At 59.4% G+C, this 13,882-nt stretch carries 15 protein-coding genes; 6 read left to right on the forward strand and 9 right to left on the reverse strand.

Features of this window, described 5'->3' with window-relative positions; genetic code table 11:
* Positions 1-23: 23 nt before the first annotated feature.
* The gene (locus tag ACK6BI_RS26415; protein ID WP_065260729.1) at positions 24-464 is read right to left on the reverse strand and encodes a low molecular weight protein-tyrosine-phosphatase; all 441 of its coding nucleotides are present in this window, start codon (positions 462-464) and stop codon (positions 24-26) included.
* A 303-nt stretch (positions 465-767) separates the two neighbouring features.
* Between ACK6BI_RS26415 and ACK6BI_RS26420 the strand changes: the two genes are divergently transcribed.
* Positions 768-1,712: a glycosyl hydrolase family 5 gene (locus ACK6BI_RS26420; protein WP_409319423.1), complete on the forward strand. Its 945-nt coding sequence runs from the start codon at positions 768-770 to the stop codon at positions 1,710-1,712.
* 192 nt (positions 1,713-1,904) lie between these two features.
* Positions 1,905-2,831, forward strand: coding sequence for a transaldolase (gene tal / locus ACK6BI_RS26425; RefSeq protein WP_409319424.1), 927 nt, complete (start codon positions 1,905-1,907; stop codon positions 2,829-2,831).
* A 73-nt stretch (positions 2,832-2,904) separates the two neighbouring features.
* On the opposite strand, the gene rssC is transcribed toward tal, so the two are convergent.
* The 3 genes from rssC to ACK6BI_RS26440 all read right to left on the reverse strand — a co-directional run bounded on the left by rssC (position 2,905) and on the right by ACK6BI_RS26440 (position 5,581).
* A complete protein-coding gene (gene rssC / locus ACK6BI_RS26430; protein WP_065260726.1) occupies positions 2,905-3,387 on the reverse strand; it encodes an anti-sigma factor antagonist RssC in 483 nt (160 codons plus the stop codon).
* A complete protein-coding gene (gene rssB / locus ACK6BI_RS26435; protein ID WP_065260725.1) occupies positions 3,387-4,568 on the reverse strand; it encodes a two-component system response regulator RssB in 1,182 nt (393 codons plus the stop codon). The genes rssC and rssB overlap by 1 nt, the downstream gene beginning before the upstream one ends.
* Positions 4,569-4,891: 323 nt before the next feature.
* Positions 4,892-5,581: a VacJ family lipoprotein gene (locus tag ACK6BI_RS26440; protein WP_085713162.1), complete on the reverse strand. Its 690-nt coding sequence runs from the start codon at positions 5,579-5,581 to the stop codon at positions 4,892-4,894.
* A gap of 186 nt (positions 5,582-5,767) precedes the next feature.
* Between ACK6BI_RS26440 and ACK6BI_RS26445 the strand changes: the two genes are divergently transcribed.
* Together ACK6BI_RS26445 and ACK6BI_RS26450 are read left to right on the forward strand one after the other, a co-directional pair.
* Positions 5,768-6,388, forward strand: a complete 621-nt coding sequence (locus tag ACK6BI_RS26445) for an HAD family phosphatase (RefSeq protein WP_409319425.1) — start codon at positions 5,768-5,770, stop codon at positions 6,386-6,388.
* A 108-nt stretch (positions 6,389-6,496) separates the two neighbouring features.
* Positions 6,497-6,760, forward strand: a complete 264-nt coding sequence (locus ACK6BI_RS26450; protein WP_085713160.1) for a DUF4404 family protein — start codon at positions 6,497-6,499, stop codon at positions 6,758-6,760.
* A gap of 63 nt (positions 6,761-6,823) precedes the next feature.
* Here the strand turns inward: ACK6BI_RS26450 and queF are convergent, their stop codons facing one another.
* Both queF and ACK6BI_RS26460 read right to left on the reverse strand, forming a co-directional pair.
* Entirely contained in the window at positions 6,824-7,654 is an 831-nt protein-coding gene (queF, locus tag ACK6BI_RS26455; RefSeq protein ID WP_409319426.1) for an NADPH-dependent 7-cyano-7-deazaguanine reductase QueF, read from the reverse strand.
* A gap of 61 nt (positions 7,655-7,715) precedes the next feature.
* Positions 7,716-8,249: a plastocyanin/azurin family copper-binding protein gene (locus ACK6BI_RS26460; RefSeq protein ID WP_409319427.1), complete on the reverse strand. Its 534-nt coding sequence runs from the start codon at positions 8,247-8,249 to the stop codon at positions 7,716-7,718.
* A gap of 155 nt (positions 8,250-8,404) precedes the next feature.
* Here ACK6BI_RS26460 and ACK6BI_RS26465 point away from each other — a divergent pair, with 155 nt between their 5' ends.
* Both ACK6BI_RS26465 and ACK6BI_RS26470 read left to right on the forward strand, forming a co-directional pair.
* Positions 8,405-9,085 carry a heavy metal response regulator transcription factor gene (locus ACK6BI_RS26465; RefSeq protein ID WP_409319428.1) on the forward strand — a complete coding sequence of 227 codons (681 nt, stop codon included), beginning with the start codon at positions 8,405-8,407 and terminating at the stop codon, positions 9,083-9,085.
* Positions 9,085-10,425 carry a heavy metal sensor histidine kinase gene (locus ACK6BI_RS26470; RefSeq protein WP_409319429.1) on the forward strand — a complete coding sequence of 447 codons (1,341 nt, stop codon included), beginning with the start codon at positions 9,085-9,087 and terminating at the stop codon, positions 10,423-10,425. Before ACK6BI_RS26465 ends, ACK6BI_RS26470 begins: the two co-directional genes overlap by 1 nt.
* 30 nt (positions 10,426-10,455) lie before the next feature.
* Here ACK6BI_RS26470 and ACK6BI_RS26475 read toward each other — a convergent pair whose 3' ends face one another.
* The 3 genes from ACK6BI_RS26475 to ACK6BI_RS26485 form a co-directional block, all read right to left on the reverse strand.
* On the reverse strand, positions 10,456-11,700 hold the full coding sequence (locus tag ACK6BI_RS26475; RefSeq protein ID WP_409319430.1) for a lipoprotein-releasing ABC transporter permease subunit: 1,245 nt from the start codon (positions 11,698-11,700) through the stop codon (positions 10,456-10,458).
* A 63-nt stretch (positions 11,701-11,763) separates the two neighbouring features.
* A complete protein-coding gene (lolD, locus tag ACK6BI_RS26480; protein WP_409319431.1) occupies positions 11,764-12,447 on the reverse strand; it encodes a lipoprotein-releasing ABC transporter ATP-binding protein LolD in 684 nt (227 codons plus the stop codon).
* Positions 12,448-12,454: 7 nt separating this feature from the next.
* Positions 12,455-13,705: a lipoprotein-releasing ABC transporter permease subunit gene (locus ACK6BI_RS26485; protein ID WP_409319432.1), complete on the reverse strand. Its 1,251-nt coding sequence runs from the start codon at positions 13,703-13,705 to the stop codon at positions 12,455-12,457.
* Positions 13,706-13,882 lie beyond the last annotated feature (177 nt).

Genomic DNA, 13,882 nt, shown 5'->3' on the forward strand with positions numbered 1-13,882 from the left:
TTCACTGATCTGAAGAATATTCATCAACGCGCCAAGCGTTGCGCCCATGAGCTGACAGCATCTTCAATCAATGCGTGGGCATGGATAAAAGCGGCCTGCCCCTGACGATACGGATCTTCTATTTCTCGTTCGCTCTGCCACTTGCCAAGAAGAAACACTTTTCCTCTGGCGTGAGAGGCAATCTTCAGTACTTGATTCACATGTTGTTTTTCCATGACCAGAATCAGGTCCGATTCATTGACGATGTCCGAAGTAAGCTGTCGCGCCTTGAATCCATCGGCACTGTGCCCACGCTCTTCGATCACCCGGCGGGCCGTGGCTTCCATGGACTCACCGACCCGTGCCGCCAGGCCTGCGGAGCTCACTGTGATCGATGAAGGCGTCAGCGCTTTACGCAGCAACAGTTCTGCTGTCGGACTTCGGCAAATATTGCCGACGCAGACGACAAGGATCTTTTTGAACAAGGTTTACTTTCCCGTGTAATGTCAATCGGCCAACATTTCCCGTGAAATCAAAATGAATTCACCGGACTTTCCTGCACGCGGAAACAGTTTCGCCTGTTAGTACCGGTGCATTAAGTACCACGGGGCCCAAAGTCACCCAACCAGAATTACCGGACTAAAAATAACTGTGATTTTCGGCGCCTCTTCCATGAAAAGTTTTCCGACAAAAAATAACATTCATGCACTTTCCAATGCCTTCGGCGTCGGAATAAGGGTAACGAGATAACCATTGGCTAGATGTCATTTCTCATCAGGAGAGCAGACATGAAATCAGCACATCTCAAACGTCTCGGCGCCCTTTCCCTTGTTTTAATCAGTTCAGCCGCTCAGGTACAAGCCAGCGATCTGTTCCCCGCTCTACCCCACCGAACGGTCGGCATTCAGGTCAAGGTGCAGAATTTCTCCGCATCCGATGCCGCGCAGATCAAGGCAGCAGGCTTCAGTTTTGTGCGCCTGGGTGCGTGGAGCGACAGTCTCGGCGACAAGAGTTATCAGAAACAGCTTGCCGATGCGTTCGCCGCCGCCGGCTCCGCCGGATTGCCGGTGTTGATGACGGTGCGCGCCATCAAACCGTTGTCGGCGGATCCGACTACGGCGGGCGCAGCGTTCGCCAGCGCGGTCTCCAGCCTGGAACAGACTTACGGGTCTCAACTGGTCGCGATCGAGGTCTGGAATGAACCGGATCTGAACACCTACTGGCCCACGGGCAACTTCAGCACCACGTTTGCACCGTTCATGAGCGCGATGTGCAAGGCGCTGCAAGACAATCCCACCAGCACGCCCGTGATCGGCTTCGGCTTCGCCCGGCCGCCGAGCGCCGGTTCGGCGTCGACCGTGGCGCTGAACAACATTCTCGGCGCCTATCCCAAATGCCTGAGCGCTATTTCCTACCACCCCTATGGCATGACGGCGACCCAGATAGCCAATGCGCAAACCTTCATCCAACAGAACTTCCACCTGCCGGGCGTCATCAGCGAATGGGGCGTCTCGGCACTTGCCTCCAACGGCGGCCCCGACGGACAGGCCACCAAAATCGCGGCGTTCATCGCCGACGTAAAACGGCTGCAGATTCCGCTGACGTCGATCTACGAGTGGAAAAACAATGATTCGGGCAGCGATGACCGGGAGAAGAACTTCGGCTTGCAAACCGCAAGCGGGCAAGCGAAACCGGCGGAAGCGGCCGCCAGAACGCAACTGGAATCCGAGTAGATTTGTCACTCACCAGTCAGTTGCTTTGAACCTGTGTCCGGATTTGGCATCGTATCTATCGATAACAGGCCCCGCCCATTCAAACAGCCGTTTTCAGGTTGTTGCCTGCGGGGCTATCGATACATCCACATGCCCTTGAGTGGCTGTCAGCGCTCGGGTAATGTCGTCAGACCCATAGGACAGAGCACACTCATGACTTCCAAGCTGGAACAACTCAAACAGTTCACCACCGTGGTTGCCGACACCGGCGACTTCGAAGCGATCGCCCGAGTCAAGCCGGTCGATGCCACCACCAACCCTTCCCTGCTCCTCAAAGCCGCCGCCATCCCGGCTTACGCCGAACTGCTGAACGCCAGCGTTGGCGACTGCAAGGGCGATGTCGGCCTGGCCAGCGACCGTTTCGGCGTCGCGGTGGGCAAGGAAATCCTCAAGGTGATTCCGGGGCGCATTTCCACCGAAGTGGATGCGCGCCTGTCGTTCGACAAGGACGCGATGCTCAAGCGTGCGCACCGTCTGATCGAGCTGTACGACAAGGCCGGCGTCGGTCGCGACCGCGTACTGATCAAGATCGCCTCCACCTGGGAAGGCATCCGTGCCGCTGAAGTGCTGGAGAAAGAAGGCATCCAAACCAACCTGACCCTGCTGTTCTCCTTTGCCCAGGCCGCCGCCTGCGCCGATGCCGGCGTGTTCCTGATTTCGCCGTTCGTGGGCCGCATCTACGACTGGTACAAGAAGGCCAACGGCAACGATTACACCGGTGCCGACGATCCGGGCGTGCAGTCGGTGACGCGCATCTACAACTACTACAAGGCCAATGACTACAAGACCGTGGTCATGGGCGCGAGCTTCCGTAACCTGAGCCAGATCGAACAACTGGCCGGCTGCGACCGTCTGACCATCAGCCCGGACCTGATCGACAAACTGGCGGCAGATACCGGCAAACTGGAACGTAAACTCGCTCCGGGCCATGCCGGCGAAGCGCGTCTGAGCCTCAACGAAGCGCAGTTCCGCTGGTTGTCCAACGAAGACGCCATGGCCACCGAGAAACTGGCCGAAGGCATCCGTCAGTTTGCCCGCGACCAGGAAAAGCTCGAAGCGTTGCTGCAAGCCAAGCTGTAATGGGCTGAAAGCAAACGCAAAAAGGGCGAACCCTTACAGGTTCGCCCTTTTTTGTGCCTGATGGCTGGGGAAATCAATGCCGTTCGAGGGCATTCACCAGATCATGGAAAGCTTCACGGTTGGAGTCATTCAGGCCCATGAGGATCTTGTGCGCTTCCAGCACCTTGACCCGCACCACCTCCTCCGACTGATCCTGATCCGGCAGGTCATCGAGGCATTCGGGGCATGGCACGGGATGATTGACGATATTGAACACCTGTTCGAAGCCCATCGATTGCAACAGACGAGTGATGTCATCGTGTGTAGTGACCACGGTCGGCAGCAGGCCGACCTTTTGCCGCGACAGGATCGACAGCTTGGCCAGCAGGCCCAGCGTAGTGCTGTCGATGCTGCGGGTTTCGGTCAGATCGATCACGATCGCGTTGAAATTCAACGCGGTGAAGATCTTTTCAATAGTCGCATCCAACGCCGAACACAGGGTCAGGCGAACTTCACCGACGAACTTCAGGACGAAGGTGCCGTCCTGCTCGGCGAACTGGATTCTACCGGTACTCATTAAAGATTCCTGCTCAACACCAACAGGGCGATATCATCCGGCATCTCCCCTAGCGTGGCCAATCCAAAAACCTGCCGCAGTCCATCCAGGCTGCCGCCCGCCGACTTGACCCGCTGGGGCAAGGCAGCTTCTTTCTCTTTGAGTGTGGGTTCTGGCAAAAGATCCAGAATGCCATCAGACATCAGCGTCAGGCTGAATGCGGGTGGCAGCTCGAGCACGTGGTCTTCGTAGGTGGCTTCATTGAACAGCCCCACGGGCAGACCGCGCCCCTCGAGATAGCGAACACTGTCAGGCGTGTACAACACAGGCAACGGCAGATGGCCGCCGATGCTATAGGTCAACAAACCGGTCTCCTCGTCGATGACTCCACCGACCATTGTGACGTGCTTGCCCAGCTTACAACTGATCAGCCCCCGGTTGATATGACCAAGAACTTCCGAAGGTTTGAATTCCGGCAGGGTGCCGTTGCGCTTGGACTCGAACAGCAAGCGCGTGGTCATGAACTTCAGCAGGACGGTGACGAACGCCGATGAGGCGCCGTGGCCTGAAACGTCCGCCAGATAGAACGCGACCCGACGCTCGTCCACCCGGAAGTAGTCGACAAAATCACCCGACAGGTACAGCGACGGGATGATCTGGTGGGCGAATTTGAATTCGTCGATGGTCCATGGGCTTTCCGGCAGCATGTTCATCTGCACCTGGCGACCGGCGTTCTGGTCTTCCTGGAGCAGATTCAGACTGGCTTCGAGCTCGCGGTTGGCCTTCTCCAGCTTCTCGCGGTAACGCTGGTTTTCCAGCAGCAGGCGCGCACGATCCAGGGCCCGGCGCACGGAGTGCTCGAGCACGGCCAGATCTTCGAGAGGCTTGATCAGGTAATCCGCCGCGCCCAGGCGCAGGGCTTCTACCGCGTCATTCATCACGCCGGCACCGGAGACCACGATCACCGGTGTCTGCGGGGATCGCTCGGTGACCTGACGGATGAGTTCGAGACCGCCCATCTGCGGCATGCGCAGATCGCAGATGACGAGATCGGGCTGGTCTTGCTCGAATACCTGAAGACCCTGCTGACCGTTACTGGCCTGCAAGACGCTGAAACCACTGTCTTCCAAATAGGCCGCGAGGCTCGCGCGCACTACTTCGTCATCATCGATTATCAGCAGCGTGGCACTGGTTTTTGGCATGTGGGCAAACGGCGCCAGAATTAGGTTGGCGTAGCAGGCGGGGCAACGGCCCGGCGCAGACTACTGGATTCGCTTTCTAGCCTCTCTGCTGCACCGCTTCGGAGCGTTGGCCCCGCACACGGATGCACCAGAGGTGCCCTTCTAAGGCGCAGACGGTACTCCCATCCTTCGAGCGTTTCAAGCATGCGCGATTCGTCGCTTGACGACTTTGTTTGTCAAATCACAGAGAGTTATAAGAACGTTCGAAACCGTAACTCAATGGAAGGATGCAGGGACAAAAAAGGCGACCTTTCGGTCGCCTTCGTGCGGTTCACAGACCGAAATCAGAAATCGTCTTCGACGTGACCGTCCTTGACCTTGAACTCGCGGTTCTGCAGGTAGGCGTTGCGGATGAAGGTGTACTTGTCGCCGCTGATCAGCTTCTCGCTGGACAACAGGCTGGCACGGGTATCGACGATGTTCAGGCCGTAAATCGTGTTACGCGCCGGAATGTCGTTCATGTAGCGGTACGGCGCGGTGTAGGTATCGACGTATTTCGACGGCGCATCACGCAGGGTGCTCGGGCCGAGCAACGGCAGCATCACGTACGGGCCGCTGCTTACCCCCCAGTAACCGAGGGTCTGGCCGAAGTCTTCGTCGCTGCGTTGCAGGCCCATCTTGGTGCCCACGTCGAAGAAGCCCAGCAGGCCGAAGGTGGTGTTGAAGATCAGACGCGCGGTGTCAACGCCGGCAGCAGCCGGTTTGGCCTGGAGAATGTTGTTGGCCAGGTTGGTGATGTCACCGACGTTGCGGAACATGTTGTGGATGCCATCTTCCAGGAACTGCGGCGTTACATACTCATAGCCCTGCGCCAGAGGCTTCAGTGCGTAGGTATCGACGAAGTCGTTGAACTGAAAGATCGGACGGTTGACGCTTTCCCAAGGGTCTTCTTCCGTTGCCGCCTGGGCAACGAACGGAACCAGCATCACGCTGGCACATACACAAAGCTGAGCGAGAGGATTGCTCCAGCGCATAGAAAAACTCCTTGGATTGAACATACGCGGCATGCGGACCACGGTCATAAGGTGCTCAGTATAAGACGGAAACACTTGTTTAGGCATTTCCAACATCATCAGCGCTGCAGGACCCGTCGTAACGCCGCTGTCATCCAACTGTCACCGGTCTTGCTTAGCCTGACGTGTATTTCAAGGACGTTTTTCATGTCACAGGCCGAAGCAATGCCCCATGCAGCACCCAACCTGACGGCCGTGCTGTTCGGGCTCAGCGGCTGTCTGGTGGACTTCGGCGCCCGCGCCCGCCATCCTGCGGGCGCCACTGCGGACCACGCCGAGACCACCCCCGGGGCTCTGGACAGCCTGCGCAGCCTGCAACGGCAACAGATTCCGTGCGCCTGGCTGGACGAACTCCCATCGCCCCTCACCCGGGCGCTTTCAGTCACACTGCCGGACTGGATCAAATCTTCGAAACATTCCGCAACAATCAATCCATGGCCCGCGCCCGATGCCTGCTGGCAGGCGTTGATGACCTTGCAGGTCGTGCGCCTTGACGGTTGCGTGTTGGTCAGCGGAGAACCGCGTCTGCTGCAATCCGGGCTGAATGCCGGACTGTGGACGATCGGCCTGGCGTCCTGCGGTTCACTCTGCGGTCTTTCGCCACAAGAGTGGCAAGCACTGAGCCAGAAGGAACGCGAGCAGCTACGTGGCAAGGCTACGGTGCAACTGTTTGGCCTGGGCGTGCATTCGGTGATCGACCATCTGGGCGAACTCGACACCTGCCTGGCCGACATCAACCAACGCCGACTCAAAGGCGAAAAGCCCTGACCGGGATCATGCAGGTTGCGGCAGAGTGGATTAGGCTTAAGGAGAGTCATAGACCTTTGGCGCACGGCTGCGGTCTATGCCAGTGCCTCTCGATAAAAGGAAAACACCATGCCCGCCCGCGAACTGCAAGAACAGCTCAATACCCTGCGCGAGCAACTGGATCAGAATCCGCCGCTGTCGGAAGCCGAGCGCGCAGACCTGCACGCACTGATGCAACAGATCGAACTGGAACTTGAACTGGAAACCAAAACCCAGGATTCCAATCTCGCCGACGGCGTGAACCTGGCCGTCGAACGCTTCGAACTCGAACACCCCACCATCGCCGGCACGCTGCGCAACATTGTGAATTCCCTGGTCAGCATGGGGATCTGAAACCTGCGAATACGAAAAAGCCCTGCCATTGCTGGCAGGGCTTTTTCATGTCCGGGTTGCAGGTTACTGGCGGACCAGACGCCGATTCGGCAACTGCGCGCTTTCAGTGCTGCGGTACGGGTTGATGTCCAGCCCGCCACGGCGCACATAACGTGCGAACACCGTGAGTTTTTCCGGTTTCAGCAAACGCTGCAGGTCGAGGAAGATTCGCTCCACGCATTGCTCATGGAAGTCCGAGTGTTGGCGGAAGCTGACGATGTATTCCAGCAGACTGGCGTGATCCAGCGCCGCACCACGGTATTCCACCACCACGCTGCCCCAGTCCGGCTGGCTGGTCACCGGGCAATTGGATTTGAGCAGGTGACTGTGCACGCTCTCCTCTACCACCCGCGAATCATCACAGCGCAGCAGTTCGGGACGTGGGTGTTCGTAGTTGCTGACGCTGATATCCAGATCGTCGATGCACACACCCGGCAGCGCGACCACGCCTTCGGCTTCAACCTCTTTCAGGCTGCGAACCCGCACGCCCACCGGTTTGCCGGCAGCGGCGGACAAGTCCTTGACCAGCGTCGCTTCCAGGCTAGCTGTATCGGCGAACGGGGTCTGGTTCAGCGAGTTCAGGTACAGCTTGAACGACTTGGATTCGATGATGTTCGGCGAGTCCGCCGGAATGCTGAATTCGCCGATCGCCACCACCGGTTTACCCGACGGCAGCAGCCACGACAGCTCGAAGCAGTTCCAGAAATCCACGCCTTTATACGGCAGGGTCTCGGCGGTCAAGCCCAGCTCGGCCCACTTCGCGGTGCGCGGAATCGGGAACAGCAGGGACGGTGTGTAAGTGGCGATGTATTCGCTGGACTTGCCCAGCGGCGAATGTTCGGCTGCGGGATGCATGGCGGAAACCTGACTGAAGAATCAGCGGATTCTATCAGCCTTTGCTTCCGCCTTTGAGTGCTTACTGACTGACAGTCAGTTTGCCGACCATTCCGGCCTGGTAATGCCCGGGAATGTTGCAGGCAAACTCCAGGCTGGTCGCCTTGCTGAAGGTCCAGGTCAACTCGGCGGTCTTGCCCGGTTCGACCAGTACGCTGTTAGGGTCGTCATGTTTCATGCCGTGCCCCATCGCCCCATGATCCATGCCCGCCATATCGTGGGACATTTCCTCCATGCCGGTCGGCGTCAACATGCCGCTTTGCTGCATCTGCAGCATTTCCTGCTGGTGACTGGCATGCATCGCGGCATCGCCGAGGTTGAATTCGTGCAGCAACTGGCCCTTGTTCACCAAAACAAAACGAATGGTCTCACCGGCCTTGATGTCGATGGCCTTCGGATCGAACGACATGTCGCCTATCACCACTTCAATAGTGCGGGAGGCCTTGGCAGCAGGTGCCGGTTGACCGAAGTCATACGTGCGCGCAGAGTCGGCCCAGACGGATGAGCTCAGCGCCAGCAAACAGGCGGCCACGGCCAGAGAATTGCGCAAAAACATGGTCATACTCCAACAAGATAAGGTTCAGCCTGTGGGAAACTTTAGTCGGCCCGGGCTGGCAGCTACCTGACAGGCAGATTACAACTTTGTCAGGTTGGCGCTTGTAACCAGTTCCCACGGTATAACGCTCTCGTTCCTACAAACCCGAGTCGCCCATGAAACTGCTGATCGTCGAAGACCAACCGAAAACCGGCCACTACCTGCGCCAGGGATTGACCGAGGCCGGTTTCAACACCGAACTGGTGGCCGACGGCAACACCGGACAACAGTTGGCGTTGAGTGGAGACTACGCCCTGTTGATCCTCGACGTCATGCTGCCCGGGCGCAGTGGCTGGCAGATTCTGCAAGCGGTGCGCAGCGCCGGGCTGGACACGCCGATCCTGTTTCTGACCGCCAAAGACACCGTGGAAGACCGGGTTCACGGCCTCGAACTGGGCGCCGACGACTATCTGGTCAAACCCTTCGCCTTTTCCGAGCTGCTGGCCCGGGTGCGCAGCCTGTTGCGACGTGGCAGTGCCACGCCGCAGGAAACCTGCCTGCAACTGGCCGATCTGCGCCTGGATCTTATCCGCCGCCGGGTCGAGCGCAGCGGCCAGCGCATCGACCTGACCGCGAAAGAATTTGCCCTGCTGGAAATGCTCCTGCGCCGCCAGGGCGAAGTGTTGCCCAAATCCCTGATCGCCTCACAGGTCTGGGACATGAATTTCGACAGCGACACCAATGTGATCGAAGTGGCGATCCGCCGCCTGCGTCTGAAGATCGATGACGACTTTTCTGAAAAACTGATCCATACCGTGCGCGGCATGGGTTACGTACTTGAAGAGCGTCCCGACTGATGCGCCGTCTGTCACTCGGCAGTCGGCTGGCGTTGCTGTTCGCCGCCTGTACCGCAACGGTTTCACTGGTAGCCGGTGTGGTGTTCAGCCGCGCCAGCGAGGCGCACTTCATCGAACTCGATCAGCAATTGCTCGAAAGCAGGCTGATCAATGTACGTCAGGCCCTGTTGGGGAATGGCGACGTCGCACATGTCACCGATGAGTTGAACCAACAGGGCGATGTCGCGCTGCGCATCAGCGGCCCCGAAGGACAGCGCTGGTTCGGCCGATCCCTGCAAATGTCGGCGGACCTGCCGCAGCAGCCCGGCCTGGCCACCATCAATGACAACGGCACGGACTATCGCCTGCTCAATGCCCCGCTCTTCCCGGAACGACCCGACTCACCACAATTGACCTTGCTGCTGGACATCACCCACCACCAACACTTCCTGCAACGCATGCAACATCTGATCTGGCTGACGGTCGGCCTTTCGGCTCTGGCCACCGCGCTGTTGGGAGCCTGGGCGGCACGCAGCGGCCTGCGTCCGTTACGGCGCATGAGCGCCGTGGCGCGAGGGATTTCGGCCCAATCGCTGAATGCCCGACTGCCGGAAGAGCAGATGCCTGCAGAACTCACGGAATTGGCCCACAGTTTCAACGCCATGCTCGGACGCCTCGATGACTCCTTTCAGCGCCTCTCGGCGTTCTCCGCCGACATCGCCCATGAACTGCGCACCCCGCTGTCGAACCTGCTGACCCACACACAAGTCACCCTCACCCGGCCACGCCCGCTTGAGGACTACCGCGAGGCCTTGCACAGCAACCTCGAAGAGTTGCAATGGATGGCGCAACTGGTCAACGACATGCTTTATCTGGCCAAGGCCGACCACGGATTGCTGGTGCCCAAGCGTGAACCGCTGGAACTGGCGGAAGAAGCCGATGCATTGCTGGAGTTTTTCGCACCACTGGCCGAAGACGCTCAGGTCAGACTGAGCCGTGACGGTGAGGGCCGATTTGAAGGCGACCGCGCGATGCTGCGCCGGGCGCTGTCGAACCTGCTGGACAATGCACTGCGCTTTACGCCGTCCGCGGGCGATGTAAACGTGCAGATAGCGGACCAGGCGAAATTCTTGAAGGTGACTGTGGAGAACAGCGGCGTAGGCATTTCTGCGCAATTGTTGCCGCGTCTGTTCGACCGTTTCTACCGGGCCGATCCGGCGCGCCAGGAAGGCAGCAGCGAACATGCCGGGTTGGGGCTGGCGATCACTCAATCGATCATCCGGGCCCACGGCGGGCAGATTCGTTGCGAATCGGCTGAGGGCTGGACGCGGTTTGTGATTGAGTTGCCGAAAAACGATTGAGGCCGACAATGCCGGCCTCAATGGGGGAGCTTACGAATAACGCAATGCGTGCGCCGGTTCGATCTTCGCCGCTCGCCAGGCCGGGTAAACGGTGGCCAGGAAGCTGAGGATGAAGCCTGCCGAGCAGATCAGCAGCACGTCGCCCCCCTGCAATTGCGAGGGCAGGTTGCTGACGAAGTACACGTCGGAACTGAAAATGTGCTGCCCGGTCACTCGCTCGACCCAGCCCACCATCTCACTGACGTTCAACGCAGCAATCACGCCCAGCACACCACCAATGATGGTGCCGACGATGCCGATCACCGTGCCCTGGACCATGAAGATCGCCATGATCTGCCGTGGCGTGGCACCGATGGTACGCAGGATCGCAATGTCCGCACCCTTGTCGTTCACCACCATGATCAAGGTCGCGATGATGTTGAACGCCGCCACCGCGACGATCATCAGCAGCAACAGGCCGATCATTGTCTTTTCCATTTTCATCGCACTGAACAGGCTGCCCTGGGTGTGGGTCCAGTCGTCTGCCTTGAAGTCAGTGCCAAGGCCGGTGGCGATGTCGGACGAGACCTTCGGCGCGGCATACAGATCTTTCACCGCCAGACGCACGCTCTGCACCTGATTCGGCTCCCAGTGCTGCATGGTCGCGGCGTCGGAGACGTGGATCAGGCCCATGGAACCGTCCAGTTCGGCGCCGACCTTGAAGATACCGACCACATTCAGACGTTGCATGCGCGGGGTGATGCCGCCCGGTGCGGTACTGACTTCCGGCACGATCAGGGTGATCTTGTCGCCGACGTTCAGACGGAAGCGCCGGGCCGTGATCTCGCCCAGCACTACACCGAACTCGCCCGGTTTCAAGGCATCGAGACGCCCCTGAACAATATGCTGCGCAACGATCGACACCTTGCCTTCCTGGGCCGGATCGACGCCGCTGATCTGGATCGGTTGCATCATGCCCTTGTAGGACAGCATGCCTTCCATTTCGGTGAACGGCACGGCGGCGGTCACTTCGGGATTCTTCAACGCGGCCTCGGCCACCGGCTGCCAGTCATCGATCGGCTTGACGCCGACGATAGTCGCGTGAGGCACCATGCCGAGGATGCGCGAGCTCATTTCGCGCTGGAAGCCGTTCATCACCGACAACACCACGATCATCGCCAGCACGCCGAGGGCGAGGCCGATCATCGAGGTCATCGAAATGAACGAAACAAAGCGATTGCGGCGCTTGGCGCGGGTATAGCGCGTGCCGATAAAGATCGATAACGGTCTGAACATTCGCTGGGGCACCGTATAAAAATAAAAGACCCGACACCTTTTCAGACATCGGGTTTCAAGCCGTCAGATGGGGGTCAGGCAACCGTCCTGCAACTGCAGGACGCGGTCCATCTGGCGAGCCAGGTTCAAGTCGTGAGTCACCACCAGGAACGCCGTGCGCATCGAAGTGCTGAGTTCCAGCATCAGATCCTGAATGCCCTCGGCGGTGTGGGAGTCGAGGTTGCCGGTCGGCTCGTCGAGCATCACCAGGCCTGGCTTGTTCACCAGCGCCCGGGCAATCGCCACGCGCTGGCGCTCGCCACCGGACAGCTCGGCCGGCTTATGTTCCAGGCGATGGCCCAGACCGACCCGCTCCAGCAACGCCGTGGCCCGCTGGCGCGCCTCGGGGATCGCGGTCTTGCCGATCAGCAGCGGCATGCAGACGTTTTCCAGTGCGGTGAATTCCGGCAGCAGGTGATGGAACTGATACACGAAACCGAGGGCACGGTTGCGCAACAGGCCCCGCTTCTTCTCGCTCAGTGCCGAGAGCTCTTCACCATCGAGCCAGACGCTGCCCTTGGTCGGGGTATCGAGACCGCCCAGCAGGTTCAGCAAGGTACTTTTGCCCGAACCGGACTTACCGACGATCGCCACCCGCTCACCCGGGTGCAACTCCAGTTGCAGACCGGCCAGCACTTGCACCGACTCCGGGCCTTCCTCGTAGGATTTGCCCAGGTTGCGGCAGCTCAGGATTGCTTTTTCACTCATGCCCGACTCACTCATAACGTAGCGCCTCCGCCGGCTGGGTGCGCGCGGCACGCCAGGCTGGATACAGGGTGGCGAGGAAACTCAGGACCAATGCAGCGGCGCAGACCATGACCACGTCCTGGCTCTGCACCTGCGATGGCAGGTAATCGATGAAATACACGTCGGCGTTGAGGAATTTATGCCCGATCACGCCTTCGAGTGCGGAAATGGCGGCACTGACGTTGAGCGCAGCCAGGATGCCGACTACGGCACCGATAGCCGTACCGACCACGCCGATCACCGTGCCCTGCACCATGAACGTGCGCATGATCGTGCCCGGCGTGGCGCCCAGCGTGCGCAGGATGGCGATATCGCCCTTCTTGTCGTTCACCACCATCACCAGCGTGGAAATGATGTTGAACGCAGCAACCGCAACGATCAGCAGTAACAGCAGGCCGATCATGGCTTTTTCCATGCGGATCGCCTGATACAGGTTGCCGTGGGTGCGGGTCCAGTCACGGGCGTAGTAATGGTCTTCGCCAAGCCGCTGGGCGATGTTCCACGCTTCACGCGGCGCCTGGAACAGATCGTCGAATTTCAGACGCAGACCCTGCACCTGATCTGGCTTCCAGCGGTGCAGCTTCGCCAGGTCCTGCAGATTGGTGACGCCCAGATAACCATCCAGCTCACCGGCGCCGACATGGAAGATGCCGACCACGGTGAAGCGCTTCATGCGCGGGAACATCCCGGCCGGGGTCACGCTGACCTCCGGGGCGACGAAGGTGATCTTGTCACCCAGGCCCACGCCCAGTTTGGTCGCGGCCTTGTCACCGATCACGATGCCGAAGCTGCCCGGCATCAGATCGTCGAGCCTGCCCTGCTTCATGAAGTTGTCGATGATCGAGACGTTGCGCTCCAGCGCCGGATCGATGGCGTTGAGCAGCACCTTCGACACCTGGCCGTTGTTGGTCAACAGGCCCTGCATCTGGGTGAACGGCGCGACGGCCGCCACCTGCGGGTTCTGTTCGACCCTGGCGGCCAGGCTCGGCCAGTCGCTGATGGCTTCACCGGACTCGATGGTCGCGTGGGGCACCATGCCCAGCACGCGGGTGCGCATTTCATGATCGAAGCCGTTCATCACCGACAGCACCACGATCATCACGACCACGCCAAGGGCGAGCCCGATCATCGAAGTCAGGGAAATGAATGACACAAAATGATTGCGACGCTTTGCACGGGTGTAACGCGTGCCGATAAATACGAAGAGAGGTCTGAACATGTCGGGGCTTGTTCGGAGGGAAAAGGAACGTCCTTGTGGCGGGGGGGGGTTACCTACCTTTCACTCAAACCACCGCCGCCCCCATTGGGTTGGCCCGTCGACATTAGATGACGAAGAGCCGCGCGGAACATACACCCTGCTCTTTTAAACATCTCCACCCGCCCACAAGGAAGCGAG

This window comes from Pseudomonas sp. KCJK9016 (assembly GCF_046231795.1).
GTDB lineage: Bacteria > Pseudomonadota > Gammaproteobacteria > Pseudomonadales > Pseudomonadaceae > Aquipseudomonas > Aquipseudomonas bananamidigenes.

Excerpts from the sequence above, each read along its gene's own strand:
- ACK6BI_RS26420 (WP_409319423.1), top strand. The coding sequence starts at position 768 with ATGAAATCAGCACATCTCAAACGTCTCGGCGCCCTTTCCCTTGTTTTA.
- tal (WP_409319424.1), top strand. The coding sequence starts at position 1,905 with ATGACTTCCAAGCTGGAACAACTCAAACAGTTCACCACCGTGGTTGCC.
- rssC (WP_065260726.1), bottom strand. The coding sequence starts at position 3,387 with ATGAGTACCGGTAGAATCCAGTTCGCCGAGCAGGACGGCACCTTCGTC.
- rssB (WP_065260725.1), bottom strand. The coding sequence starts at position 4,568 with ATGCCAAAAACCAGTGCCACGCTGCTGATAATCGATGATGACGAAGTA.
- ACK6BI_RS26440 (WP_085713162.1), bottom strand. The coding sequence starts at position 5,581 with ATGCGCTGGAGCAATCCTCTCGCTCAGCTTTGTGTATGTGCCAGCGTG.
- ACK6BI_RS26445 (WP_409319425.1), top strand. The coding sequence starts at position 5,768 with ATGTCACAGGCCGAAGCAATGCCCCATGCAGCACCCAACCTGACGGCC.
- ACK6BI_RS26450 (WP_085713160.1), top strand. The coding sequence starts at position 6,497 with ATGCCCGCCCGCGAACTGCAAGAACAGCTCAATACCCTGCGCGAGCAA.
- queF (WP_409319426.1), bottom strand. The coding sequence starts at position 7,654 with ATGCATCCCGCAGCCGAACATTCGCCGCTGGGCAAGTCCAGCGAATAC.
- ACK6BI_RS26460 (WP_409319427.1), bottom strand. The coding sequence starts at position 8,249 with ATGTTTTTGCGCAATTCTCTGGCCGTGGCCGCCTGTTTGCTGGCGCTG.
- ACK6BI_RS26465 (WP_409319428.1), top strand. The coding sequence starts at position 8,405 with ATGAAACTGCTGATCGTCGAAGACCAACCGAAAACCGGCCACTACCTG.
- ACK6BI_RS26470 (WP_409319429.1), top strand. The coding sequence starts at position 9,085 with ATGCGCCGTCTGTCACTCGGCAGTCGGCTGGCGTTGCTGTTCGCCGCC.
- ACK6BI_RS26475 (WP_409319430.1), bottom strand. The coding sequence starts at position 11,700 with ATGTTCAGACCGTTATCGATCTTTATCGGCACGCGCTATACCCGCGCC.
- lolD (WP_409319431.1), bottom strand. The coding sequence starts at position 12,447 with ATGAGTGAAAAAGCAATCCTGAGCTGCCGCAACCTGGGCAAATCCTAC.
- ACK6BI_RS26485 (WP_409319432.1), bottom strand. The coding sequence starts at position 13,705 with ATGTTCAGACCTCTCTTCGTATTTATCGGCACGCGTTACACCCGTGCA.